This is a genomic window from Cryobacterium arcticum, from assembly GCF_003185895.1.
Taxonomy (GTDB): domain Bacteria; phylum Actinomycetota; class Actinomycetes; order Actinomycetales; family Microbacteriaceae; genus Cryobacterium; species Cryobacterium arcticum.
In genome coordinates this window covers 1,191,240-1,213,404 of sequence record NZ_QHLY01000012.1, presented here as the reverse complement: position 1 = coordinate 1,213,404, position 22,165 = coordinate 1,191,240, and the positions used below count along the sequence as shown (strand labels likewise).

18 protein-coding genes and 1 pseudogene are annotated in these 22,165 nt (G+C 68.9%); 11 read left to right on the top strand and 8 right to left on the bottom strand.

Translation table 11 applies throughout. From position 1 onward, the window contains the following. Nucleotides 1-42: 42 nt before the first annotated feature. The 4 genes from CTB96_RS15390 to CTB96_RS15375 are packed head-to-tail and all read right to left on the bottom strand — an operon-like array spanning nt 43 to nt 2,778. Nucleotides 43-834, bottom strand: coding sequence for an alpha/beta hydrolase (locus CTB96_RS15390; protein WP_248283397.1), 792 nt, complete (start codon nt 832-834; stop codon nt 43-45). Continuing rightward, nucleotides 835-1,443 (bottom strand): energy-coupling factor transporter transmembrane component T family protein, encoded by a 609-nt coding sequence (locus CTB96_RS15385; protein WP_110127705.1) that lies wholly within the window; start codon nt 1,441-1,443, stop codon nt 835-837. Nucleotides 1,444-1,483: 40 nt separating this feature from the next. Continuing rightward, a complete protein-coding gene (locus tag CTB96_RS15380; protein ID WP_110127704.1) occupies nt 1,484-2,170 on the bottom strand; it encodes an energy-coupling factor ABC transporter ATP-binding protein in 687 nt (228 codons plus the stop codon). After that, nucleotides 2,167-2,778 (bottom strand): biotin transporter BioY, encoded by a 612-nt coding sequence (locus CTB96_RS15375; RefSeq protein WP_110127703.1) that lies wholly within the window; start codon nt 2,776-2,778, stop codon nt 2,167-2,169. Before CTB96_RS15375 ends, CTB96_RS15380 begins: the two co-directional genes overlap by 4 nt. 192 nt (nt 2,779-2,970) lie before the next feature. On the opposite strand from CTB96_RS15375, the gene CTB96_RS15370 reads away from it, so the two are divergent. Beyond that, complete coding sequence (locus tag CTB96_RS15370) at nt 2,971-3,243, top strand: GlsB/YeaQ/YmgE family stress response membrane protein (RefSeq protein ID WP_110127702.1); 273 nt, start codon at nt 2,971-2,973, stop codon at nt 3,241-3,243. A gap of 12 nt (nt 3,244-3,255) precedes the next feature. On the opposite strand, the pseudogene CTB96_RS15365 reads toward CTB96_RS15370, so the two are convergent. The 3 genes and pseudogenes from CTB96_RS15365 to CTB96_RS15355 form a co-directional block, all read right to left on the bottom strand. After that, nucleotides 3,256-5,055, bottom strand: a pseudogene (locus tag CTB96_RS15365) (glycoside hydrolase family 15 protein); the annotation flags it as partial. A 33-nt stretch (nt 5,056-5,088) separates the two neighbouring features. Next, complete coding sequence (locus CTB96_RS15360; protein WP_110127701.1) at nt 5,089-5,571, bottom strand: hypothetical protein; 483 nt, start codon at nt 5,569-5,571, stop codon at nt 5,089-5,091. A gap of 106 nt (nt 5,572-5,677) precedes the next feature. Further along, nucleotides 5,678-5,899, bottom strand: a complete 222-nt coding sequence (locus tag CTB96_RS15355; protein ID WP_110127700.1) for a hypothetical protein — start codon at nt 5,897-5,899, stop codon at nt 5,678-5,680. A gap of 117 nt (nt 5,900-6,016) precedes the next feature. Here CTB96_RS15355 and CTB96_RS15350 point away from each other — a divergent pair, with 117 nt between their 5' ends. The 4 genes from CTB96_RS15350 to CTB96_RS15335 all read left to right on the top strand — a co-directional run bounded on the left by CTB96_RS15350 (nt 6,017) and on the right by CTB96_RS15335 (nt 12,787). Further along, entirely contained in the window at nt 6,017-7,186 is a 1,170-nt protein-coding gene (locus tag CTB96_RS15350; RefSeq protein ID WP_110127699.1) for an SLC13 family permease, read from the top strand. 67 nt (nt 7,187-7,253) lie between these two features. Beyond that, nucleotides 7,254-7,913: a TetR/AcrR family transcriptional regulator gene (locus CTB96_RS15345; RefSeq protein WP_110127698.1), complete on the top strand. Its 660-nt coding sequence runs from the start codon at nt 7,254-7,256 to the stop codon at nt 7,911-7,913. Nucleotides 7,914-7,916: 3 nt separating this feature from the next. Next, a complete protein-coding gene (locus CTB96_RS15340) occupies nt 7,917-10,820 on the top strand; it encodes an MMPL family transporter (protein ID WP_110127697.1) in 2,904 nt (967 codons plus the stop codon). Then, nucleotides 10,817-12,787 (top strand): YhgE/Pip family protein, encoded by a 1,971-nt coding sequence (locus CTB96_RS15335; RefSeq protein WP_110127696.1) that lies wholly within the window; start codon nt 10,817-10,819, stop codon nt 12,785-12,787. The genes CTB96_RS15340 and CTB96_RS15335 overlap by 4 nt, the downstream gene beginning before the upstream one ends. A 56-nt stretch (nt 12,788-12,843) precedes the next feature. On the opposite strand, the gene CTB96_RS15330 is transcribed toward CTB96_RS15335, so the two are convergent. Continuing rightward, complete coding sequence (locus CTB96_RS15330) at nt 12,844-13,650, bottom strand: sugar phosphate isomerase/epimerase family protein (RefSeq protein WP_110127695.1); 807 nt, start codon at nt 13,648-13,650, stop codon at nt 12,844-12,846. A 160-nt stretch (nt 13,651-13,810) separates the two neighbouring features. Between CTB96_RS15330 and CTB96_RS15325 the strand changes: the two genes are divergently transcribed. From CTB96_RS15325 to CTB96_RS15300, 6 genes are all read left to right on the top strand, one after another. After that, complete coding sequence (locus CTB96_RS15325; protein ID WP_110128517.1) at nt 13,811-16,039, top strand: bifunctional alpha,alpha-trehalose-phosphate synthase (UDP-forming)/trehalose-phosphatase; 2,229 nt, start codon at nt 13,811-13,813, stop codon at nt 16,037-16,039. A 56-nt stretch (nt 16,040-16,095) separates the two neighbouring features. Continuing rightward, nucleotides 16,096-17,790: a dihydroxy-acid dehydratase gene (ilvD, locus tag CTB96_RS15320; protein ID WP_110127694.1), complete on the top strand. Its 1,695-nt coding sequence runs from the start codon at nt 16,096-16,098 to the stop codon at nt 17,788-17,790. Between the two features lie 38 nt (nt 17,791-17,828). Further along, nucleotides 17,829-19,679 (top strand): acetolactate synthase large subunit, encoded by a 1,851-nt coding sequence (locus CTB96_RS15315; protein WP_110127693.1) that lies wholly within the window; start codon nt 17,829-17,831, stop codon nt 19,677-19,679. Between the two features lie 2 nt (nt 19,680-19,681). Continuing rightward, complete coding sequence (ilvN, locus tag CTB96_RS15310) at nt 19,682-20,191, top strand: acetolactate synthase small subunit (protein ID WP_110127692.1); 510 nt, start codon at nt 19,682-19,684, stop codon at nt 20,189-20,191. 34 nt (nt 20,192-20,225) lie between these two features. Continuing rightward, nucleotides 20,226-21,254: a ketol-acid reductoisomerase gene (ilvC, locus tag CTB96_RS15305; protein ID WP_066596434.1), complete on the top strand. Its 1,029-nt coding sequence runs from the start codon at nt 20,226-20,228 to the stop codon at nt 21,252-21,254. Nucleotides 21,255-21,447: 193 nt separating this feature from the next. Continuing rightward, complete coding sequence (locus tag CTB96_RS15300) at nt 21,448-22,134, top strand: DUF998 domain-containing protein (RefSeq protein WP_110127691.1); 687 nt, start codon at nt 21,448-21,450, stop codon at nt 22,132-22,134. The last annotated feature ends 31 nt before the right edge of the window (nt 22,135-22,165 follow it).

Here is a 22,165-nt window from a genome sequence, read left to right as displayed (position 1 = left end):
GCCCCGGCCGGCCACGACCGACAAGGGCGGCCCCGGCCCCGCTCAGTCCACGATCACGGTGCCCGGCGCCAGGAAGTCGGACAGGGCCGCAGTGATCTCGGCCTCGGCCTCGGCCGGGCTGATCGTGGGCACCCCGTCGCCGGGCTGGGCACCGTAGGCGCCGAACGACGCGTGGCTGGCGCCCTCGATCTGCACGAAGGTGGTGCCGGCCGGCAGCAGCCCGGCCGTGTCCTCGATCTTCGCCGGAGTACTCAGCCCGTCTTCGCTGCCGCTGATGCTGAGAACCGGGAGCTCAGGGGTCTCGAGCGCGGAGGCGCAGTAGCTGCCCAGCAACACCAGTCCGCTCACCTCGGGTTCGTCGTTCGCATCCTGGGCGAACATGCAGGCGCGCACGCCACCGAGCGAATGCCCGCCCACGAGCCAGCGGTCCACGTCGGGCGCGGCCGCCGTGAAGGTATCGAGGGGGCGCAGGTCGAAGAAGGCGAGGTTGAGGGTGGGTTTGGTGATCACCACGGTGAGACCGGTCTGCTCCACGGTGCCGGCAAAGGTGGCCAGGTAGGCGTACGGGTCGACCTTCGCGCCGGGGATGAAGACCAGCCCGGTGCCGGAGGCCTCGCCGGTAGGAGCGAGGACGACGCCGGCCGCAGTGTCGGAGACGCTGACGGCGGGATTGTCGAGCACGGCCTGGGCCGCATCCCGGTCGGCCGGCATCACCAGTTGGGTCCAGATCAGCACGGCGACAATGCCCAGGAGCAGCGCGGTGAGGGCCGCCCACCCGGCGAAGCGGATGCGGCTGGCCAGTCGGGACCGGGATTTCTTCGTCGGGTGGTCCACTCAGTCGTCCAATCCGCGTGCGGCCAGTGCCTCTCCGATCGCATCGGCGGCGTACAACGAGCGTACGACAACGGGCACCGCCAGGGCGACGATCGAGCCCTCTGCGCCGCGGGCGCGCCTGGCCTCGAGCACCTCCCGCACGATCGCGGCCACCAACGGAATGCAGCGGATGGTGAGCGCGACAAGCAACCCCACCCGGTCGGCGTCCACCCAGCGGAAGAACGGTTTGAGCAGCACCTGGAAGGCCTCGAGTACGGCGGTGACGGTGGTGGTGAGGGTGAACAGGGCCGCGAGGGCGACCGCCACCACGAGACGTCCGGCCATCAGCCCCGCGGTGAGCCAGCCGGCGGCCGAGCCGCCGGCCACCAGAACCTGCACGGGAACGGCGAAGAGCAGGATCCACAGGATCGGGCCGACCTGCGGCCAGGCCGCGGTGGGCGGCATCCCGGCCAAGGCGTAGAGGCCGACGACGGCTGCGGCTGCCCAGACGAAGACGAGCGGGTCACCCACCACGCCGATCATCAGCATGCCCACCGCGAGCAACCCGAGCTTGAGCAGGGCGGGGGCGCGGTGCACGAGCGAGTTGCCTGGGCGGTAGAGGCCGATCATCTCGGGCCGTCCGGGTGGGCGGCTGCGCCGGGTGCGCTGGTCACGACAGCAGGCTGAGGTAGGTGGCCAGGGCCACAGCGGGCACGTCGTCGGCCACGACCCTGCCCTCGTCGATGACGATCACCCGGTCGAAGCCGTCGAGCACGTCGAGGTCGTGCGTGACCACGATCACCTGCTGGGTGAGCGACACCAACAGGCCGGTGATCAGCCGGGTGTTGCGAGCATCCAGCAGGGTGGTCGGTTCGTCGGCCACGACGATGCTCGGCCCGGCCACGAGCACCGCGGCGAGGGCCAACAGCTGCTTCTGCCCTCCGGAGAGCCGGTGGGCGGGGCGCTCGGCCAGGGCGGTGAGACCGAATCTGTCGAGGGCCTCCGCGGTGCGCCGGGCGATCTCGTCGGCGGGCAGGCCCCGGCGGCGCAGGGTGAACGCCACGTCTTCCTGCACCGTCGGCATCACGATCTGATTGTCGGGGTTGGTGAAGATGAAGCCCACCTCGCGGCGCACCAGCTTGGCCTGGCGGCGTACGTCCAGGCCGTTCACCGTGACGGTTCCGCTGTCGGGGGTGACCAGGCCGTTGATCATGCGCGCCAGCGTCGACTTGCCGCTGCCGTTGGCGCCGACGATGCCGATGCGTCGCTCGGTGAGGTTCAGGTCGATGCCCTGCAGCACGGGGTGCGCATCGAACCCGTGCGACACCGACTCGAAGCGGATGCCGGCAGCGGTCACGCTCGCGCCCGGGCAGCGGCCGAATCGGCGGGAACGCTCTCGGTCCGGCGACGGGGGATCAGCCCGGGGTAGGCACGGTGCACCTGGGCGGCCACGAGCACGGTGACGACCACCTTGACCAGGTCGCCGGGCAGGAACTTGGCACTGTCGAGCAGGGCCGCCCAGAGCGGCAGGCCGAGGTTGATGGCCGTGACCGGCACGCCGATCAGGTAGACCGCCACGATGCCGCCGAGCGCGGTGGCGCCCAGCGCCGGCCAGAACGGGTAGCGGGGCAGCAGCCGGGCGGTGAGGTAGCCGATCACGACCACGCCGAGCAGCCAGCCGTAGGGATATCCGGCCGAGGGGGACGAGGTGAACCAGACCAGGCCGCCCCGGCCTCCGGACAGCAGCGGAAGGCCGGCCGCGGCGAGCACGAGCAGCAGCAGCACGGCCAGGAAGCCCTTGCGGGCCCCGAGGATCGCTCCGGCGAGCATCACGCCGAGGGTCTGCAGGGTGATCGGCACGATGCTCGCACCGAGGGAGATCGCACCCGGGAATCCCAGGGCGGCGATGAGGGCGGCGAAAATGGCGATCTGCGCGAGGTCGCGCACGCTGAGGCGGGCTGTCATGGTTTTCAATCTAGGATTCGCCCGCGGGGTGCCGCAGTGGAATACCTACAAAGAATCCCGCCGAACTCTGCTGTCGGCTCTGATTCGCGGGCCGTAGCCCGGGCTGAGCGCCTATCGGCACGAGGGGTGCGGATTTATGATCACAGCAGCCGGCCGGCGAATCCACCGACGCCGGGTCGTGAAAGGCACATCATGGGTTTCCTGAGTTTCCTCTTACTCGGCCTGTTGGCCGGCGCCCTGGCCAAGCTGATCCTGCCCGGCACGCAAGGCGGCGGCTGGTTCATCACCCTGTTGCTCGGTGTGGTCGGCGCGCTCCTCGGTGGCTGGTTGGCGGGGCTGATCTTCGGTGTCGACATGGGCTCGTTCTTCGATCTGCGCACCTGGGTGATCGCGATCCTCGGCTCGATCGTCGTGCTGCTCATCTACGGTGCGGCCACCCGCAACCGAAGCAGCAGCTCCTCCTGACCGGCTCGTGTGGGCCGCCGCCTCGATCGCGTCCGCGGCCCGCACGAGCGCCAGGTGGGTGAGCGCCTGGGGCGTGTTGCCGGCCTGGTGACCCGTCGTCACATTGAATTCCTCCGACAGGAGCCCGACATCGTTGGCCAGTGCGACGAGCCTGGTCATCAGGACAACGGCGTCGTCGGTGCGCCCCGATCCGGCGAGCTGCTCCACCAGCCAGAACGAACAGGCCAGGAACGGATGCTCACCGCCCTGGATGCCGTCCAGCGCCGGCGTCGTGCGGTAGCGCAACACCAGGCCGTCGCGCAGCAGATCGGCCTCGATGGCGCGTACGGTGCCGAGCATGCGCGCATCCGTCGGCTCGCAGAAACCAACCTGGGGTAGCAGCAGCAGCGAGGCGTCGACCTCTTCGCTGCCGAAGTACTGGGTGTAGCACCCTCGGGCCACGTTGAAGCCGCGCTCCTCGATGTCCCGCCGGACCTCGTCCCGAATGCGCCGCCAGCGGTCCAGCGGGCCGGGCAGGCCGTATTCGGTGATACCGCGCACCGCCCGGTCGAATGCTGCCCAGACCATCACCCGGGAGTGGGTGAACTCTCGGGCCGGCCCGCGCACCTCCCAGATGCCCTGGTCCGGCCGCTGCCAGTTTTCTTCGAGGTACTTCATCAGGGCGAGCTGCAACGGCCAGGAGAACTCGGTCTCCTCCACGCCGGCGCCCCGGGCGGAGTGCAGGGCCATCATCACTTCGCCGACGGCGTCGGCCTGGAACTGACCGACGGCACCGTTGCCGACCCGCACCGGCGCGGCGCCACGGTGCCCAGGCAGGCTTTCCAGCTCGCGCTCGGGCAGGTAGCGCTCACCCGACAGGCCGTACATGATCTGCAAGTCGTTCGGGTCGCCGGCGATGGCCCGCAGCAACCACGCCCGCCAGTCCTGGGCCTCGCTCTCATAACCGTGTGACAGCAACACCTGCAGAGTCAGCGACGCATCACGCAGCCAGACGTAGCGGTAGTCCCAATTGCGGGTACCGCCCTCGATCTCCGGCAGCGACGTCGTGGCGGCCGCGACGATGCCGCCGGTGCGCTCGTGGGTGAGCGCGCGCAGCACGAGCAGCGACCGCACCACGCTGCCGCGGAATTCGCCGGAGTGCACGCAGGCGTCGGCCCAGGATTCCCACCACTCCCGGGTGTGAGTAAAGGCCTCTGACACGTTGAGTGGCGCCGGCAACGGTCGGTGCGAGGGATACCAGGTGAGGTGCAACGGGACGAACTCGTTGGCGCTGACGGTGAACGTGGCCGTGTGCCGGTGATCGGAGGCGTGCAGCGCGGGCCCGCGCACCACCACGGCGTCCGGGCCGGCGATAGCGATCAGCCCGGGCGTCTTCTCGTGGGTGAGCTGGCGCACCCAGGGAACCGTCGTGGCGTAGCCGAAGCGCAGCCGCAGGTCTTGCCGCATCTCCACGTGCCCGGAGATGCCGCGCACCGAGCGAACCACGTCGGCGCGACCGTCACCGTGTGGCATGAAGTCGAGCACCTCGACCTGTCCGGTCTTCGTCGTCCAGATCGTGGAGAGGATGAAGGTGTCACCCACGTACGAGCGGATGCTGGTCGCGCCGGGATCGGAGGGTGCCAGCAGCCACCGGCCGTGGTCCTCCGTTCCGAGCAAGGCTCCGAACATCGACGCGGAGTCGTATCGCGGCAGGCACAACCAGTCGATGCTGCCGTCCCGGCCCACGAGGGCTGCCGAATGACAGTCGCTGATCAGTGCGTAATCCTCGATGTGCAGCGCCATGGAGTTATCCTTCCATGCGCGCCCACACAATCACCCCGCAGCGCTCACGGGAGGGGAAGAGGGTTACGCGACGAGGCGGCGGGCCCGGTCGGCGCCGGTGCGTGCGGCGTTGCCGGAGTCGGGTTCTGCCCACACCGAAATCGGAGCGGGGTTCCACGGCAGTGCGGTCGGCTCCGCACCGGAGGCGACCAGGATCGCGCCGGTGCTCACGGTGCCGGGCACCGCGGTGATGCCGTCGACCGGGGTGTCGGTGCGCGGCTCGGCGATGTTCGCGGGAGCGGCCGGAGCCTCGGTGCGCAAGCGCACGGTCTCGGCGGCCAGGAGCTCGGTGAGGGTCGCCGCGATCTCCTTGGCCTTGAGGCCGTGGAAGATCACATCGGTGTCTTCCTCGGAGCGCGGCACCAGGGTCCAGGCGCCGTCGGCACCCACGAGTTCGGCGAGTGCGGCGTGCAGGTGCTGGTACACCTGGGCGTTACTGAGCTCGGGTGGGGCGGGGGCAACCGGTGCCTGGATGACGGCTGCGTTGCGGCGTCGACGACCGAACATCGTGTGCCCCTTCCTTCTCGAAAACGTAAGAAGTCCAGTTTCGCTCCCTGACCACCGAATCAGGGGGTTGACACGCCGCAGGCGGGCACTCGGGGGGCCCGAACGGCTACTTCTTCTTCTTCTTCTTCGAGGCGGTGTCCGTGCTCGACAGCTGCTTCTCGTCGGCATCCTTGATCACGTTGCCGACGGCCACGGCCACACTCAGCCCCCAACCCAGCCAGGTGAGCAGCAGGCGCCAGTCCCTCGGCCCGTGCCGGGTGGCCTGCACGATGTTCCATCCACCGGTGACGACGCCGATCATGGCGCTGTTGAACAAAAACTTCCGCATGTGTTCCTCCTGGTTCTACGCTACCGGGACAGCACGTTGATCAGGGCTAACGGGCTGCGGTATTCGGGATGTGGATACTAATCTGGCGGGTCAGGTTTCACCGACACATGGAGAGCGATGCGCACGGCACTCATCGGAGCGGGACTGGTTCTGGTTGGGATCATAGCCGTGATCACCGGGGTGCTGCCGTGGCCTGCCACGATGGAGCTGGTCAACCGGGTGCTTCCGATCCTGGTGTTCGTCGTCGCGATCACGGTGGTCGCAGAACTGGCCGCGGCGGCCGGGGTGTTCACCTTCGTGGCGGAACGGCTCACCGTGTGGGCGCGGGGTCGCACCTGGTTGCTCTGGCTCCTGGTGGTGGTCCTGGCCGTGCTCAGCACGATCTTCCTCTCGCTGGACACCACGGCGGTGTTGCTCACTCCGGTGGTGGTGGTGATGGCTCGCCACGTGGGGCTGAGCCCGCTGCCGTTCGCCCTCACGACCGTGTGGCTGGCGAACACCGCGTCCCTGCTGTTGCCGGTGTCCAATCTGACCAACCTGCTGGCGGAGGGGCGCATCAGCGCCATGGTCGGGCACCGGGTGACCCCGCTCGAGTTCGCCGGGCTCACCGCGGTGCCGGCGCTCACCGCGATCCTGGTGACCGTCGGCGCCATCTTCCTGGTCTGCCGCCGGCCGCTGCGACAGGGATACACGATGGCGCCGCCGGGACGCGTGGCCAATCCGGTGCTGTTCGGCACCAGCGCCGTCACCGTCGTGGCTCTCATTCCGGCCCTGTTGTCCGGTTTGCCGGTATGGATTCCCGCGGTGCAGGCCGCGCTCATCCTCACCGTGATCTTCTTCGTGCTCGACCGCTCCACCCTGCGACTCTCGCTCGTACCCTGGCCGCTCGTGCTGTTGGCGTCCGGACTCTTCCTGGTGATGGACGCCCTGCACGAACTCGGGCTGGGGGAGTTGCTCGACGCCGCGGCCGGCACGGGCAATGACCCGCTGAGCCTGCTCCGGCTGGCCGGCGCCGGCCTGCTGGGCGCCAATGCCATCGACAACCTGCCGGCCTATCTTGCGCTGGAGCCCGTCGCGAACACACCCGTGCGCATGGTCGCCTTGCTGATCGGTGTGAACGCCGGCCCGCTGATCACGCCCTGGGCGTCGCTGGCCACGCTGCTCTGGCACGAGCGGCTCAGCAGCCTGGGGGTGGAGATCTCCTGGCGGCGGTACCTGCTGCTGGGCCTGATCGTGGCCCCGGTCACCGTGGTGCTGGCGACGCTGGCGCTCGCCGCGACGGCCTGACTGAACGTTTCCCGACAATCTGACCGATCGTGCAGATGCTGACCGATCGGTCAACTAGCGTGTTCGGGTGACCACAGACACCTCCTCGCGCCAGACGACCAGCGACGAACTCCGATTGACCGCGCTCGAGCAGTTCGCCTCCGTCGGCTTCGCCGGGGCATCCCTGGCGCACATCGCGGAGGTCGCCGGCTACTCCAAGTCGAGCGTGCTCTACCACTTCGCCTCCAAGGAGGCGCTGCTCGAAGCGGTGCTCACCCCGGCCATCGACCGACTCGAGGTCATCCTCGAACAGTTCCTCGCGCAGCCGGAGACGACCGCCACCCGAATGCGCTTCGTCGACGACTTCATCGATTTCATCCTCGAATTCCGCCTCGAACTGCACACCTTCATCAACCAGGCCCAGTCGCTCAAGGGCATTGCCGTGATCGACCGGGCCGGGGTGCTGATCATGCGCCTGTCCAACGCGATCTGCGACAACAACGCCAGCGTCGAAGACCAGATCCGGTTCGGCATGGCGCTCGGCGGTGCCGCTTACACCCTGGTGGCCGGCATGAACTTCAGCACGCCGGTGAACCGGGCCACCACCTCACCCGACGAGATCCGCAGCGCACTGCGCGTGGTGATGATCGACCTGCTCGCCCCCGTCTCGGTGCGGTCGACACCCCCCGCCACGCCCACCCCGCCATCTGCCGCACCGCTTCTCACGCCGATCGAAACCGGGAAATAGACCATGGCAACGTTCCTCTATCGCATCGGCCACTTCGCCTACCGGCGGGCCTGGCTCGTCATCGGCGTCTGGGTGGTCATCCTCGGCGGCATCCTCGGCGCCAACGCCGCCCTCGGCGGCCAGACCCAGGAGTCCTTCGCGATCCCGGGCACGGAGTCGCAGGACGCCATCGACAAACTCGCCGAGGTCTTCCCGCAGGCCGCGGGCGCCGCGGTGCAGGTGGTCTACCAGGCGCCGGACGGCGCCTCGGTGAGCGACCCGCAGTACGAGACCGCGATCACCACGATGGGCACAGCGCTCGCCGACGTCGATGGCGTCAACAGTGTGATCGACCCGTTCTCGGAGTACGCCTCCGGCGCCATCTCCGACGACGACAGCACCGCCTTCACCCAGGTGCAGCTCGCCGGGCAGTCCTCCGATGTGTCCGACGCCACCCTCGACGCCATCACCGACACCGCGGCCACCGCCGAAGCGGCCGGGCTGACCGTTGCCTTCGGCGGGCAGGTCTTCCAGGACAACACCTTCGGCATCACCGTCACCGAGGTCTTCGGTGTGCTCTTCGCCGGGGTGGTACTGCTCATCACCTTCGGCTCGCTGATGGCGGCCGGGATGCCGCTGCTGATGGCCCTGGTCGGCGTGGGGGTCGCCATCGGCGGCATCGGCACCGTGTCGGCGTTCGTGGCGGTGTCAAGCACCGCGCCGATGCTCGCCATGATGCTCGGCCTCGCCGTTGGCATCGACTACTCGCTCTTCATCCTGTCCCGGCATCGAAACCAGATGGCAAACGGCGTCGACCCGCACGAGTCGGCGGCCACGAGCGTGGCCACGGCCGGGAGCGCCGTGGTCTTCGCCGGCATCACCGTGATCATCGCCCTGCTCGGCCTGCTCGTGGTCGGCATCCCCTTCCTCTCGGTGATGGGCCTGGGCGCCGCGTTCGCCGTGCTCATCTCCATCGCGGTGGCCATCACCCTGCTGCCCGCCGTGCTCGGCCTGGCCAAGGGGCGCCTGGCACCCAAGCCCGGCAGCCGCGGTCACCGCCGCGCCACCACGCCCGACACCGGCCGGCCCACCCTCGGCCACCGCTGGGTCGCCATCGTGCTCAAGGCCCCGGTCGTTGCGGTGCTGGCCGTCGTCGGCATCCTGGGCGTCATGGCCATCCCGGCGCTCAGCCTCGACCTCAACCTGCCCGACAGCGAGTCCGAACCCGTCGACTCCACCCAGTACCAGGCGTTCAAGCTGATCGAGAGCGGCTTCGGGCCCGGCTACAACGGTCCGCTGATCGTGATGGTCGACATCACTCAGACCACCGACATCTTCGGCGACCTCGACACCATCACCGCAGAGCTGCGCGACCTGCCTGACGTTGCCCACGTCAGCGACGGCCAGCCCAACGAGACCGTCGACACCGCCATCATCCAGGTGATGCCGGAGAGCTCGCCCAGCTCACCGAAGACCAAGGAGCTCGTGCAGGCGATCCGCGACCTGGCCCCGTCGATCAACGACGACCTCGGCACCCCGGTCACCGTCACCGGCGCCACCGCGGTGTCCATCGACATCTCCAACCGGCTCACCAACGCGCTCGTACCGTTCGCGTTGATCGTGGTGGGCCTGTCGATCATCCTGCTCACCATGGTGTTCCGCTCGATCTTCGTGCCGATCAAGGCGGCCCTCGGCTTCCTGCTGTCGGTGTTCGCCTCCCTCGGCGCCACCGTGGCGATCTTCCAGTGGGGCTGGCTGGCCGACCTGCTCGGGGTGTCGAACCCGGTGCCGATCCTGAGCTTCCTGCCGATCCTGCTGATGGCCGTGCTCTTCGGCCTCGCGATGGACTACGAGGTCTTCCTGGTCTCTGGCATGCGGGAGGAATTCGTCAAGACCGGCAACGCCAGACGATCGGTTGTGCACGGCTTCTCGCATGCGGCCCGGGTGGTCACCGCTGCGGCGCTGATCATGTTCTTCGTCTTCTTCGCCTTCGTGCCGGAGGGCTCCGGCGCCATCAAGGGCATCGCCTTCGCGCTGGCCGTCGGCGTCTTCCTCGACGCCTTCCTGGTGCGGATGACCCTGGTTCCGGCCGCCATGGCCCTGGCCGGCAACGCGGCCTGGTGGCTGCCGCGCTGGCTCGCCCGCATCCTGCCCAACGTCGACATCGAGGGCGAGGGGCTGCGCCAGCACCTGCACGACAGTGCGTGGGCCCGCGCGCAGACCGATGACATCACCGCCGACGGTCTCGTGGTGGGGCTGCCGGAATCCAGGCTCGGTCCGATCGACCTTGCCGTCGACACCGGCTCGCTGCTCGTGCTCACCGGAGCCGACGCGGACCGGCGGGTGCTCGCCGCCACCCTGGCCGGCCGGCTCGACCCGGTCGCGGGGCGCCTGCAGGTGCGCGGGGCTGCGTTGCCCTCCGACCGGGCGGTCGCGATGCGCTCCGTCGCCCTCGCCGACGCATCCGACACCCGGGACAACGGGCTGACGGTGGGCGAGGTGCTCGCCGAACGCCTCGACCTGGTGCAATCGCTGTTTCAGTCCAGAAACCGGGCCGCCGAACTGCAGGCCTGGGTCGACCGGCTCAACCTGGCCCTGGCCGGCTCCGCTTCGGTGCGCCTCTCGCTCGATTCAAACCTGTCGCAGCTTTCGGCGCTGGCCAGGGCGGCCACCCTCGTCGCGGCTGCGCTGACCGAACGCCCCGGCGTGCTGATCGTCGACCTCGGCGGGGGCATTCCCGCCGAGGCCGGACAGAACCCTGCGGCCGTCTTCTCCGCACTGGCACCGGCAGACACCACACTCATCCTCAGCGCGGCGCAGCAGGGCGATGTCGACCCGGCCACCGCGCAGGACCGTGGCCTGCAACGGCTCGACCTCGGCAGCATTCCCACTTCTTCCACCGACACCCGAAAGGCCCTGCAGCTATGAGCACCAGAGAAGCGGCGAGCACCAGGCTCGAGAGGCTCTTCAGCCGCACTCCCGGTCAACGCCGCGGCGCCGCCGTGGCCGGTCTGGCCGCCCTGATCGTGGTGCCCCTCGCCGTGGCCGGCCTGTTCGCCGGTGCGCTGAACACCGTGGACGAGCGCATCGACACCCTGCCGGCGCTCGTGGTCAATGACGACGAGTTCGTCAACACCACCCTGCCCGACGGTACCGAGCAGATGGTGCTGGCCGGCCGGCAACTCGTGACCGAGCTGACCAAGCCCGCCGGCGACGGCGCCTCGACCGGGTTCGCCTGGGAGATCTCCAACGATGAAGACGCCAAGGCGGCTCTCGCCGACGGCACCGCATACGCCGTGTTGACGATCCCGTCCGATTTCTCCGCCTCGGTCACCTCGCTGTCGGGCTCGACGCCTACCCAGGCCGATCTGGCCATCCGCACCGACGACGCCCATTCCTTCCTGGCCGGCTCCGTCGCGCAATCGGTGGGCACCGCTCTGACCGGCGCCTTCGGCACCGAGATCACCAAGCAGTACCTCGGCGGGCTTTACACCAGCCTCGGCACCCTCGGCGAATCGCTGCAGGCGGCGGCGGATGGTTCAGCGCAGTTGGCGACGGGTGTCACCGGTGTGGCCACCGGCCTCGACTCTCTCGCGGACGGCACCCAGGCCACGGCCGACGGTGCGGCCTCGGCCGCCACCGGTGCGGCCAGCTTCGCCACCGGTGTGAATGCCTACACCGGGGGAGTGGACTCCCTCAGCACCGGGCTCGGCAGTCTGGACGCCGGCGCCGCCGGGCTCAGCCAGCTCAGCGACGGGGTGACGCAGTACACCGGCGGGGTGCAGTCCGCCGCCGACGGCTTCACCCAGCTCAGCGCCGGGGCCGGTTCGATCCCTGCCGCCGCGCTCGCCCCGCTCGACCCGCAGACGAAGGCGGCGGTGCAGGGCATCCTCGGCGGAGTGGTGCAGACCCAGGCCGGGCTCGACGCCCTCGCCGAGGCCGGCACGGCGCTCAGCCAGCAGACCACGGGCGCGGTGACCGGCCTCCAGGGCGGCATCTCGCAGAGCGCCGCCGGCGCCGCGCAACTCGCCGCCGGCTCCGAACCGCTGCGCACCGGCGCCGGCGACCTCGCCACCGGCATCGGCAGCCTGTCCGACGGTGTGGCCCAGCTCGCCACCGGATCCGCCGCGGCCGCCGACGGTGCCCACCAGCTCGAGACCGGCGCGAGCGACCTCGCCACCGGCCTGGCCACGGGCGCCGAGAGCGCCTCCGCGCTCACCGGCCTCGACCCGGAAGACACGGCTGCCGTGATCGCCGAGCCCGTCACGGTGGACGCCGCCCGGGACAACCCGTTGGATTCCATCGGCCCGATCATCGGCATGCTGTTCGTGCCGGTGGGCCTGTGGATCGGCGCGCTGGCTATCTTCCTGGTGCTGAAGCCGCTCTCGGCCATCGCCCTGGCCTCCACCGCCACGACCGGCCGGCTGGTCTGGCGTTCGCTCGGCCGCGGCTTCGCGATTGCTGCGGCCCAGGCCGTGGCCGTTGCCCTGCTGTTGCACGGAGTGCTCGGGGTGTCCTGGACCCTGCTGCCGGCCACGCTCGGCTTCTCGCTGCTGATCGCCTTCGCCTTCGTTGCCGTGCACCACCTGCTCACGGCCGCGTTCGGCCGGATCGGCATCGTGGTCTCCCTGGTGCTGCTCGCCCTGCAACTGGTGGCGGTCGGCGGCCTCTACCCGGTCGAACTGGTTTCGGCGCCGTTCCGGGCGATCAGCCCCTTCCTGCCGCTGACTTGGGCGGTGCAGGGCATCCAGGCGATCGTCTCCGGCGGAAGCGGTGCCGCCGTGGGCGGCGCGGCAGCCGCGCTGGCGATCTTCGCACTGGCCTCGGTGGCGCTGTCGCTGCTGGTGGTGGCCCGCAAGCGCGGCGCGCGTTCCTTCGCCCTCGCCGCCGCCTGACCCCTTCCGCGAGCTGTGACCTAAGCCCCAAAATCCTGAGGATTCTGGGGCTTAGGTCACAGCTCGCGGGGTGATGTGGTGGTGTGCTCGCGCGCGAAGGCGAGCGTCTCGGCCAGCAGGGCCAGGCGCTCGCCTTCGGTGCGGGCGGCGCGGGTGTTGATCTCCGCCACCACCGCGCCGGTCCAGTCCCGCGCCGCCAGCGCCCGCAGAACCTCGGCGACGGGCTCGCCGCCACGGCCCGGCACCAGATGTTCATCGAAGACCTTGCCCTCGTCGAGCGAACCCGACCCGTCGCAGAGGTGCACATGCCGCAGCCTCTCGCCCAGGCTGGTCGCCATGGCGAGGCTGTCGTGTCCGCTGAGCGCGCAGTGTGAGAAGTCCAGGGTGACGGCGTCGCAATCCATCCGGGTGGTGTCCCAGCCGGGGGAGTAGGCCTTCATGCTCCGCCCGCCGATCTTCCAGGGGAACATGTTCTCCACCGCGATCTCCATCCCGGACTGCCCGCTCAGCTCCCGCACGATGTCCAGGAACGACTCCGCATACCCGGCCTGCCAGCGAAACGGCGGATGCACGACCACCGTCGACGCGTTCACCGCCGTCGCCAGGGCCACGGTGCGCTCGAGCTTCACCCGGGGGTCGCGGCCCCAGACGAAATGGGTGAGCAGCAGCACCGGGGCGTGGATCGACAGGATCGGCAGCCGGTACTGCTCCGACAGGGCGAGCAGGGCGGCGGCATCCTGGGTGGCTTCGTCCCGCGTGACCATGACCTCGATCCCGTCGTACCCGGCCTCGGCGGCGAGCCGGAAGGAGTCGGCCAGGGGCAGTGGATAGGCGCACGTTGTGCTCATGCCGATGCGAATCACGGCGTCAGCATAGTCTTCGCTGGTAACCTCGAGGTGCAGCCAGGTGCGCCACAAGTGCGGCCACCGGAATGGACGAGTCATCGAAACCGCGCCCGATACCGCCGATCAGAACACCGATCAGACGAACGCCGCCGAGCAGAACCCGCCGGCAGAGCCCCGCCTGGAGCCGGGCCCGGACACCGTCGCGCCCGGGCACTTCGATCTGGTCGTGGTTTCCAACCGGCTGCCTGTCGACTACGAGCTCGCCGAAGACGGCACCGAGAGCTGGCGCACCTCGCCCGGCGGACTGGTCACGGCGCTCGAGCCCCTGATGCGCGCCTCCGACGGCGCCTGGGTGGGCTGGCCCGGTGTGGCCGACCGCGAGTTCGAACCGTTCGAGAACGACGGCATCTCCATCGTGCCGGTGCGCCTGAGCACCGAAGACCTCGAGCTCTACTACGAGGGTTTCTCCAACGACACCCTCTGGCCGCTGTACCACGACGTGATCGCCTCGCCCAGCTACCACCGCGAATGGTGGGAGTCGTACGTGCGGGTCAACCGCCGCTTCGCCAAGGCTGCCGCCGCGGCTGCCGCACCCGGCGCCACGGTGTGGGTGCACGACTACCAGCTGCAGCTGGTGCCGCGGATGCTGCGCGACGCCCGCCCCGACCTCGTGATCGGGTTCTTCAACCACATCCCGTTCCCGCCGTACGGCATCTTCGCCCAGCTGCCCTGGCGCAAGCAGATCCTCGACGGCCTGCTCGGCGCCGACCTGATCGGGTTCCAGCGCCTGGCCGATGCCGGCAACTTCTCCCGCGCCGTTCGTCGCCTGTTCGGCTACTCCACCCGCGGCGTGGCCGTCGACGTGCCCAGCCAGAACGGCCAGCACCGCCGGGTCATCGCCAAGCACTTCCCGATCTCGATCGACGCCGCCGCCTACGAAGAAATGGCCAAGCGACCGGAGATCCAGGCACGCGCCCGCCAGATCCGCGAAGACCTCGGCAACCCCAAGACGATCATGCTCGGCGTCGACCGGCTCGACTACACCAAGGGCATCGGCCATCGCATCAAGGCCTTCGGTGAACTGCTCGAAGACGGCCAGCTGAACGTGGAAGACGTCACCCTGGTGCAGGTCGCCAGTCCGTCCCGGGAACGGGTCGCCACCTACATGCAGCTGCGCGACGAGATCGAGCTCGCCGTCGGCCGGGTCAACGGCGACTACTCCACCATCAGCCACACCGCGATCAGCTATCACCACCACGGCTACCCGCGTGAGGAGATGGTGGCGCTGTACCTGGCCGCCGACGTGATGCTCGTCACGGCGCTCCGCGACGGCATGAACCTGGTGGCCAAGGAATACGTGGCCGTGCGCCACGACGGCGACGGCGTGCTGGTGCTCAGCGAATTCGCCGGCGCCGCCGACGAGCTCAAGCAGGCCGTTCTGATCAACCCGCACGACATCGACGGCATGAAGGCCGCGATCGTGAAGTCGATCACCATGCCCAAGCGCGAACGCACCCGGCGGATGCGGGCCCTCCGCCGCAAGGTCTTCGACAACGACGTGGCCGCCTGGAGCGCGTCATTCCTGCAGACCCTCACCGGGGGAGCGGCCGTGCCCAGCGGAGTGCCGGAGAACCTGGTCAACGCCCTCCGCGACCTGAGCCAGGCCGAGACCATCCTGGTGGCCCTCGACTTCGACGGCACCCTGGCGCCGCACGTGGACGAGCCCGAAGACGCCCGCGCCGTGGACGGAACCCACGACGTGGTGCAGCGCCTGCTGGATCTGCCCGGCGTGCGGGTTGCCTTCGTCTCCGGCCGGGCCCTGGTGAGCCTCAAGCACGTGGCCGAACCGCAGACCCAGGTGCTGCTCACCGGCTCGCACGGCATCGAGGTGCAGCTCGACGAGAACGGCATCGAGCTGGGCCTGGTGCCGGCCGAACTCGAGCAGCTCGACACCCTCACCCGGGTGCTCGAGCGCATCGCCGGCCCGGTGTTCGGCACCTGGATCGAGCAGAAGCCGGCCGGGCTGGCCGTGCACACCCGTCTGGCCAGTGCGCAGGACGGCCAGGCCGTGCAGCGTCAGGCCCGCGACGAGCTGGCCGAACTGCTGCCGTCGCTCACCGTGCGCGAGGGCAAGAACGTGCTCGAGTTCTCGGTGCGCTCCAGCACCAAGGGCGACGCCCTTGAGCGTCTCCGCGTGCACACCGGCGCCGACCGGGTGCTCTACGCCGGCGACGATGTCACCGACGAAGACGCCTTCACGGTGCTGGGCGAGGGTGACCTCGGCCTCAAGATCGGGCCGGGCGCCACGCTGGCCGGGTACCGGGTGCGCAGCCCCAAGGAAGTCACCCAGGTGCTCGCCCTCCTGGCCGATTTCCGTGGTGCGGCCCAGCAGGCCGCCGCGGAGTAGCTCGTGCGTCGCGCATGATGCCGAAAGCAGCATGCGCGACGTTCTAGACTCGGTGCATGCCTGAGTTCGATATGAAACCCCGTAGTCGCGACGTCACGGATGGCATCGAAGCCACCACTTCCCGCGGCATGCTCCGCGCGGTCGGAATGGGCGACGCCGATTGGGACAAACCCCAGATCGGCATTGCCAGTTCGTGGAATGAGATCACCCCGTGCAACCTCTCTCTCGACCGCCTCGCGCAGGCGTCGAAGGAAGGCGTGCACTCCGGCGGCGGCTACCCGCTGCAGTTCGGCACCATCTCGGTCTCCGACGGCATCTCCATGGGCCACGAGGGCATGCACTTCTCCCTGGTCTCCCGTGAGGTCATCGCCGACTCCGTCGAGGTCGTCATGCAGGCCGAGCGCCTCGACGGCTCCGTGCTGCTGGCCGGTTGCGACAAGTCCCTGCCCGGGATGCTCATGGCCGCAGCGCGCCTCGACCTGGCCAGTGTCTTCCTCTACGCCGGGTCGATCGCTCCCGGCTGGGTGAAGCTCTCCGACGGCACCGAAAAAGACATCACCATCATCGACTCGTTCGAAGCCGTCGGCGCCGTCAAGGCCGGCCGCATGAGCGTCGAAGATGCCAAGCGCATCGAGTGCGCCTTCGCCCCCGGCGAAGGTGCCTGCGGCGGTATGTACACCGCCAACACCATGGCCAGCGTGGCCGAGGCCCTCGGCATGAGCCTGCCCGGCTCCGCCTCGCCCGCCTCCGCCGACCGCCGCCGGGACTACTACGCCCACCGCTCCGGCGAGGCCGTCGTCAACCTGTTGCGCCTGGGGATCACCACCCGGGACATCCTCACCAAGAAGGCGTTCGAGAACGCCATCGCCGTGGCCATGGCCTTCGGCGGCTCCACCAACGTGGTGCTGCACCTGCTGGCCATCGCCCAGGAGGCCGAGGTCGAGCTCACCCTCGACGACTTCAACCGGATCGGCGACAAGGTTCCGCACATCGGCGACCTCAAGCCGTTCGGCAAGTTCGTCATGAACGACGTCGACCGGCACGGCGGCGTTCCCGTCGTGATGCGCGCCCTGCTCGAAGCCGGCCTCCTGCACGGCGACTGCCTCACCGTGACCGGTAAGACCGTGGCCGAGAACCTCGCCGAGATCGACCCGCCCGACCTGGACGGCACGGTGCTCCGCACCCTGGACAACCCGATCCACGCCTCCGGCGGTATCACCATCCTCAAGGGCTCCATCGCCCCCGAGGGCGCCGTCGTCAAGACCGCCGGCTTCGACAGCGACATCTTCGAGGGGCCCGCCCGGGTCTTCGAACGCGAACGCGCCGCCATGGACGCCCTCACCGCCGGGGAGATCCTCAAGGGCGACGTCGTCGTCATCCGCTATGAGGGCCCCAAGGGCGGGCCCGGCATGCGCGAGATGCTCTCGATCACCGCGGCCATCAAGGGCGCTGGGCTCGGCGCCGATGTACTACTATTGACTGATGGTCGATTCTCAGGCGGCACAACCGGACTGTGTATCGGCCATATAGCACCCGAAGCGGTGGACGCAGGTCCCATCGCCTTCGTGCGCGATGGTGATCTGATACGGGTCGATATCGCAGCTCGCACGCTTGACCTACTGGTCGACCCAGCCGAGCTGGCCGCCCGCCGAGAAGGCTGGGCTCCACTTCCTCCCCGTTACACCCGCGGCGTTCTCGCCAAGTACTCCAAGCTCGTGCAGTCCGCGGCCCTTGGTGCTACCACGGGCTAACCGACACCATCCGTCACCGACTTAGGGATCTGCCTCTCATGACCACGGAACATCTGCCCGTGCCATCTCCGTCCATTCCAACGCCGTCAGCACCCCTTCCCGGCGCCCCGTCCGCTTCAGCGGGCGAGAGCGCCGCGGGCACGCCAGAGATCCTCACCGGCTCCGGCGCGATCCTGCGCACCCTCAAGCTCCTCGGCGTCACCGACGTCTTCGGGCTGCCCGGTGGCGCGGTCATCCCGCTCTATGACGAGCTGATGAACCAGGACGACATCCGCCACATCCTCGTTCGCCACGAACAGGGCGCCGGTCACGCCGCCGAGGGCTACGCGTCCTCGAGCAACCGGGTCGGGGTGGCCATCGCCACCTCCGGCCCCGGCGCGACCAACCTGGTCACCGCGATCGCCGACGCCTACATGGACTCGGTGCCGCTCCTGGCAATCACCGGCCAGGTGTTCAGTACCCTGATGGGCACGGATGCCTTCCAGGAGGCCGACATCGTCGGCATCACCATGCCGATCACCAAGCACTCCTTCCTGGTGAAGCGGCCGGAAGACATCCCCGCGGCCATCGCGTCGGCGTTCCTGATCTGCAACACCGGCCGCCCCGGCCCGGTGCTGGTGGACATCACCAAGGACGCCCAGCAGATGAGCGCGCCGTTCATCTGGCCGCCCAAGCTCGACCTGCCCGGTTACCGGCCGATCACCAAGGCGCACGGCAAGCAGGTGCAGGCCGCGGCAGCGCTGCTGGCCGGCGCCTCGAAGCCTGTCTTCTACGTGGGCGGCGGCGTCATCCGCGCCAAGGCCTCACCCGAGCTGCTCGAGCTGGCCGAACTCACCGGCACCCCCATCGTCACCACCCTGATGGCCCGCGGTGCGTTCCCCGACTCGCACAAGCAGCACCTGGGCATGCCCGGCATGCACGGAACTGTCGCCGCGGTGCTGGCGCTGCAGGAAGCCGACCTGATCATCGCCCTCGGCGCCCGGTTCGACGACCGGGTTACCGGAAAGGCCAGCGAGTTCGCCCCGAACGCCACCATCGTGCACGTGGACGTCGACCCCGCCGAGATCGGCAAGATCCGGGCCGCCGACGTGCCCATCGTGGGCGATGCCAAGGACGTGATCGCCGACCTCACCGTGGCCTACCGTGACGCCATCGCCACGACCACGCCGGACATCACCGAATGGTGGACCTACCTGAACGGCCTGCGCGAGAAGTTCCCGCTGGGCTACTCCGAGCCGGCCGACGGTCTGCTCGCCCCGCAGTACGTGATCAAGCGCATCGGCGAGCTCACCGGCCCCGAAGGCGTCTACGCCGCCGGCGTCGGCCAGCACCAGATGTGGGCCGCGCAGTTCATCAAGTACGAGCGACCCAACTCCTGGCTCAACTCCGGTGGCGCCGGCACCATGGGCTACTCGGTTCCCGCGGCGATGGGTGCCAAGGTCGCCGAACCCGACCGGGTGGTCTGGTCGATCGACGGCGACGGCTGCTTCCAGATGACCAACCAGGAGCTCGCCACCTGCACGATCAACAACATCCCGATCAAGGTGGCGATCATCAACAACTCGTCCCTCGGCATGGTGCGGCAGTGGCAGTCCCTCTTCTATGACGGACGGCACTCCTTCACCGACCTCAACACCGGTCACGGCACCGCGATGGTGCCCGACTTCGTGAAGATGGCGGATGCGTACGGCGCCCTGGGCATCCGGGTCACCAGCGCCGATCAGGTCGACGACGCGATCAAGCTGGCTCTGGCCACCAACGACCGCCCGGTGGTGATCGACTTCATCGTGAGCCGCGACGCCATGGTCTGGCCGATGGTGCCGCAGGGTGTCAGCAACAGCTTCGTGCAGTACGCCAAGGACCACGCCCCGACCTGGGAAGAGGAGTAGCCATGAGCACTCACGTTCTGAGCCTCCTCGTCGAGGACAAACCGGGCCTCCTGACCCGGGTCGCCGGCCTGTTCGCCCGCCGCGGGTTCAACATCGAGAGCCTCGCCGTCGGCCACAGCGAGATTCCGGGCCTGTCGCGCATCACGATCCTCGTCGACGTCGAAGACGCCCCGCTCGAGCAGGTGACCAAGCAGCTGAACAAGCTGATCAACGTCATCAAGATCGTCGAGCTCGACCCGGCGCAGTCCGTGCACCGCGAGCACCTGCTCGTGAAGGTGCGGGCCGACAACAGCACCCGTTCCCAGGTGCTTGAAGCCGTCACCCTCTTCCGCGCCCGCGTCGTCGACGTGGCCACGGATGCCGTCGTCATCGAGGTGACCGGCGACTCCGGCAAGATCCAGGCCTTCCTGCGCGTGGTCGAGCCGTACGGCATCAAGGAGATCGCCCAGTCGGGCCTGCTCGCGATCGGTCGGGGATCCAAGTCGATCACCGAACGCGTCTTCAAAAACTAACTACTACAGTCCAACAACCAAGGAGAACACCACATTGTCTGAAATCTTCTACGACAAAGACGCCGACCTGTCCATCATCCAGGGCAAGAAGGTTGCCGTCATCGGCTACGGCTCGCAGGGCCACGCCCACGCGCAGAACCTGCGCGACTCCGGCGTCGAGGTCGTCATCGGACTCAAGGAGGGTTCGAAGTCGCGTGCCAAGGCCGAAGAGGTCGGCTTCACCGTCAAGAGCGCCGCCGAGGCATCCGCCTGGGCCGACGTGATCGTGGTGCTCGCTCCCGACCAGGTGCAGCGTCACCTCTACAAGGACGACATCCTCCCGAACCTCGCCGAGGGCAAGGCGCTCGTCTTCGGCCACGGCTTCAACATCCGCTTCGGCTACATCGAGGCGCCCGCCGGCGTCGACGTGGTCATGGTCGCCCCCAAGGGCCCGGGCCACACCGTGCGCCGCGAATTCGAGGCCGGCCGTGGCGTTCCCGTCATCGTCGCCGTCGAGAAGGATGCCTCGGGCAACGCCTGGCCGCTCACCCTCAGCTACGCCAAGGCGATCGGTGGCCTGCGCGCCGCCGGCATCAAGACCACCTTCACCGAAGAGACCGAGACCGACCTGTTCGGTGAGCAGGCCGTTCTCTGCGGTGGCGCGTCGCAGCTGATCCAGTACGGCTTCGAGGTTCTTACTGAAGCCGGCTACCAGCCGCAGGTTGCCTACTTCGAGGTGCTGCACGAGCTCAAGCTCATCGTCGACCTGATGTGGGAGGGCGGCATCGCCAAGCAGCGTTGGAGCGTCTCCGACACCGCTGAGTACGGCGACTACGTCTCCGGCCCGCGCGTGATCGACCCGAGCGTCAAGGAGAACATGAAGGCCGTTCTCGCCGACATCCAGAACGGTGCCTTCGCCGAGCGCTTCATCAACGACCAGGACGCTGGAGCTCCCGAGTTCCTCGCCCTGCGCAAGAAGGGCGAAGAGCACCCGATCGAGGCCACCGGCCGCGAGCTGCGCAAGCTCTTCGCCTGGAACGCCTCGAACGACGACGACTACGTAGACGGCGAAGCCGCCCGCTAGTCAGAACCCGTTTCACCGAAGGGGCCAGTCATCGCGACTGGCCCCTTTGGCGTGCCCTGGGCAGATGCCGATTGCCGCGAGATGACAGTTGAGGCCAGTTCCAGCGCGCTTAACTGCCCTCTCACCAGGGACGCGCTATGCGGCGAGCGTGGATGCCGTCTCTGGGTGCCCGGGGGCCCGGTAGGCTTCCCGCGTGAGCGAGCGTGACTTCCCGGACAACCAGACCAACGGAGCACCGTATGCCACAAGCCGTCGGGCCTTCCGCTCCACCCGGGTTCTTGCGACGGTCGCCGTGGTCGGGGCCGTGCTCTACGTGCTGGTCGACATTCTGCTGCAGCTCTTGCCGCCGCACTACAGCGTGATCTCCGAGGCCGAGAGCAACCTCGCCGTGGGCCCGTACGGCTGGATCATGAACCTGAACTTCCTGGCCAGGGGAGTGGTCACGGTCTGCGCAGTTGCCGCCCTCGCGAGGTTCGGTCCGCGCAGCCGCCTGCAGAGGGTAGGCCTGGCGCTGCTGCTGGTCGCCGGCGCCTGCTCTGCGGCGCTGGCGTTCCTGCCCACCGACATCCCGGCCGCGGATGCCCCGGGTCTGGCCCCCACGACCGCGCTCGGCGCCGCGCACCTCACTGTCGCCGTCGTGGGTTTCGTCACCGCGCTGGCCGGCTTCGCGCTGCTCACGCTCTGGCTGCGCGGCAGCGACCGCCTGCAGGCGGCCTACCCGGCCGCGGCCATCCTCACCGGCGTCGCCCTCCTCGGCCTCGCCTGGCTGGGAATGGCGGCCACCGTCGCACCCGGCATGATCGGACTCGCCGAACGCCTCTGCCTGGCCGGCGTGCTGGGCTGGGTGATCGCGGTGTCCGCGGTCATCCGCAGGTCCTGAGTAGCTGGTGAGGGACTGAGATATTACGGGT

What these genes read in the sequence shown, in the direction of transcription:
- CTB96_RS15385 (WP_110127705.1), bottom strand. Translation starts at nt 1,443, where the DNA reads ATGATCGGCCTCTACCGCCCAGGCAACTCGCTCGTGCACCGCGCCCCC.
- CTB96_RS15375 (WP_110127703.1), bottom strand. Translation starts at nt 2,778, where the DNA reads ATGACAGCCCGCCTCAGCGTGCGCGACCTCGCGCAGATCGCCATTTTC.
- CTB96_RS15370 (WP_110127702.1), top strand. Translation starts at nt 2,971, where the DNA reads ATGGGTTTCCTGAGTTTCCTCTTACTCGGCCTGTTGGCCGGCGCCCTG.
- CTB96_RS15360 (WP_110127701.1), bottom strand. Translation starts at nt 5,571, where the DNA reads ATGTTCGGTCGTCGACGCCGCAACGCAGCCGTCATCCAGGCACCGGTT.
- CTB96_RS15355 (WP_110127700.1), bottom strand. Translation starts at nt 5,899, where the DNA reads ATGCGGAAGTTTTTGTTCAACAGCGCCATGATCGGCGTCGTCACCGGT.
- CTB96_RS15350 (WP_110127699.1), top strand. Translation starts at nt 6,017, where the DNA reads ATGCGCACGGCACTCATCGGAGCGGGACTGGTTCTGGTTGGGATCATA.
- CTB96_RS15340 (WP_110127697.1), top strand. Translation starts at nt 7,917, where the DNA reads ATGGCAACGTTCCTCTATCGCATCGGCCACTTCGCCTACCGGCGGGCC.
- CTB96_RS15335 (WP_110127696.1), top strand. Translation starts at nt 10,817, where the DNA reads ATGAGCACCAGAGAAGCGGCGAGCACCAGGCTCGAGAGGCTCTTCAGC.
- ilvD (WP_110127694.1), top strand. Translation starts at nt 16,096, where the DNA reads ATGCCTGAGTTCGATATGAAACCCCGTAGTCGCGACGTCACGGATGGC.
- CTB96_RS15315 (WP_110127693.1), top strand. Translation starts at nt 17,829, where the DNA reads ATGACCACGGAACATCTGCCCGTGCCATCTCCGTCCATTCCAACGCCG.
- ilvN (WP_110127692.1), top strand. Translation starts at nt 19,682, where the DNA reads ATGAGCACTCACGTTCTGAGCCTCCTCGTCGAGGACAAACCGGGCCTC.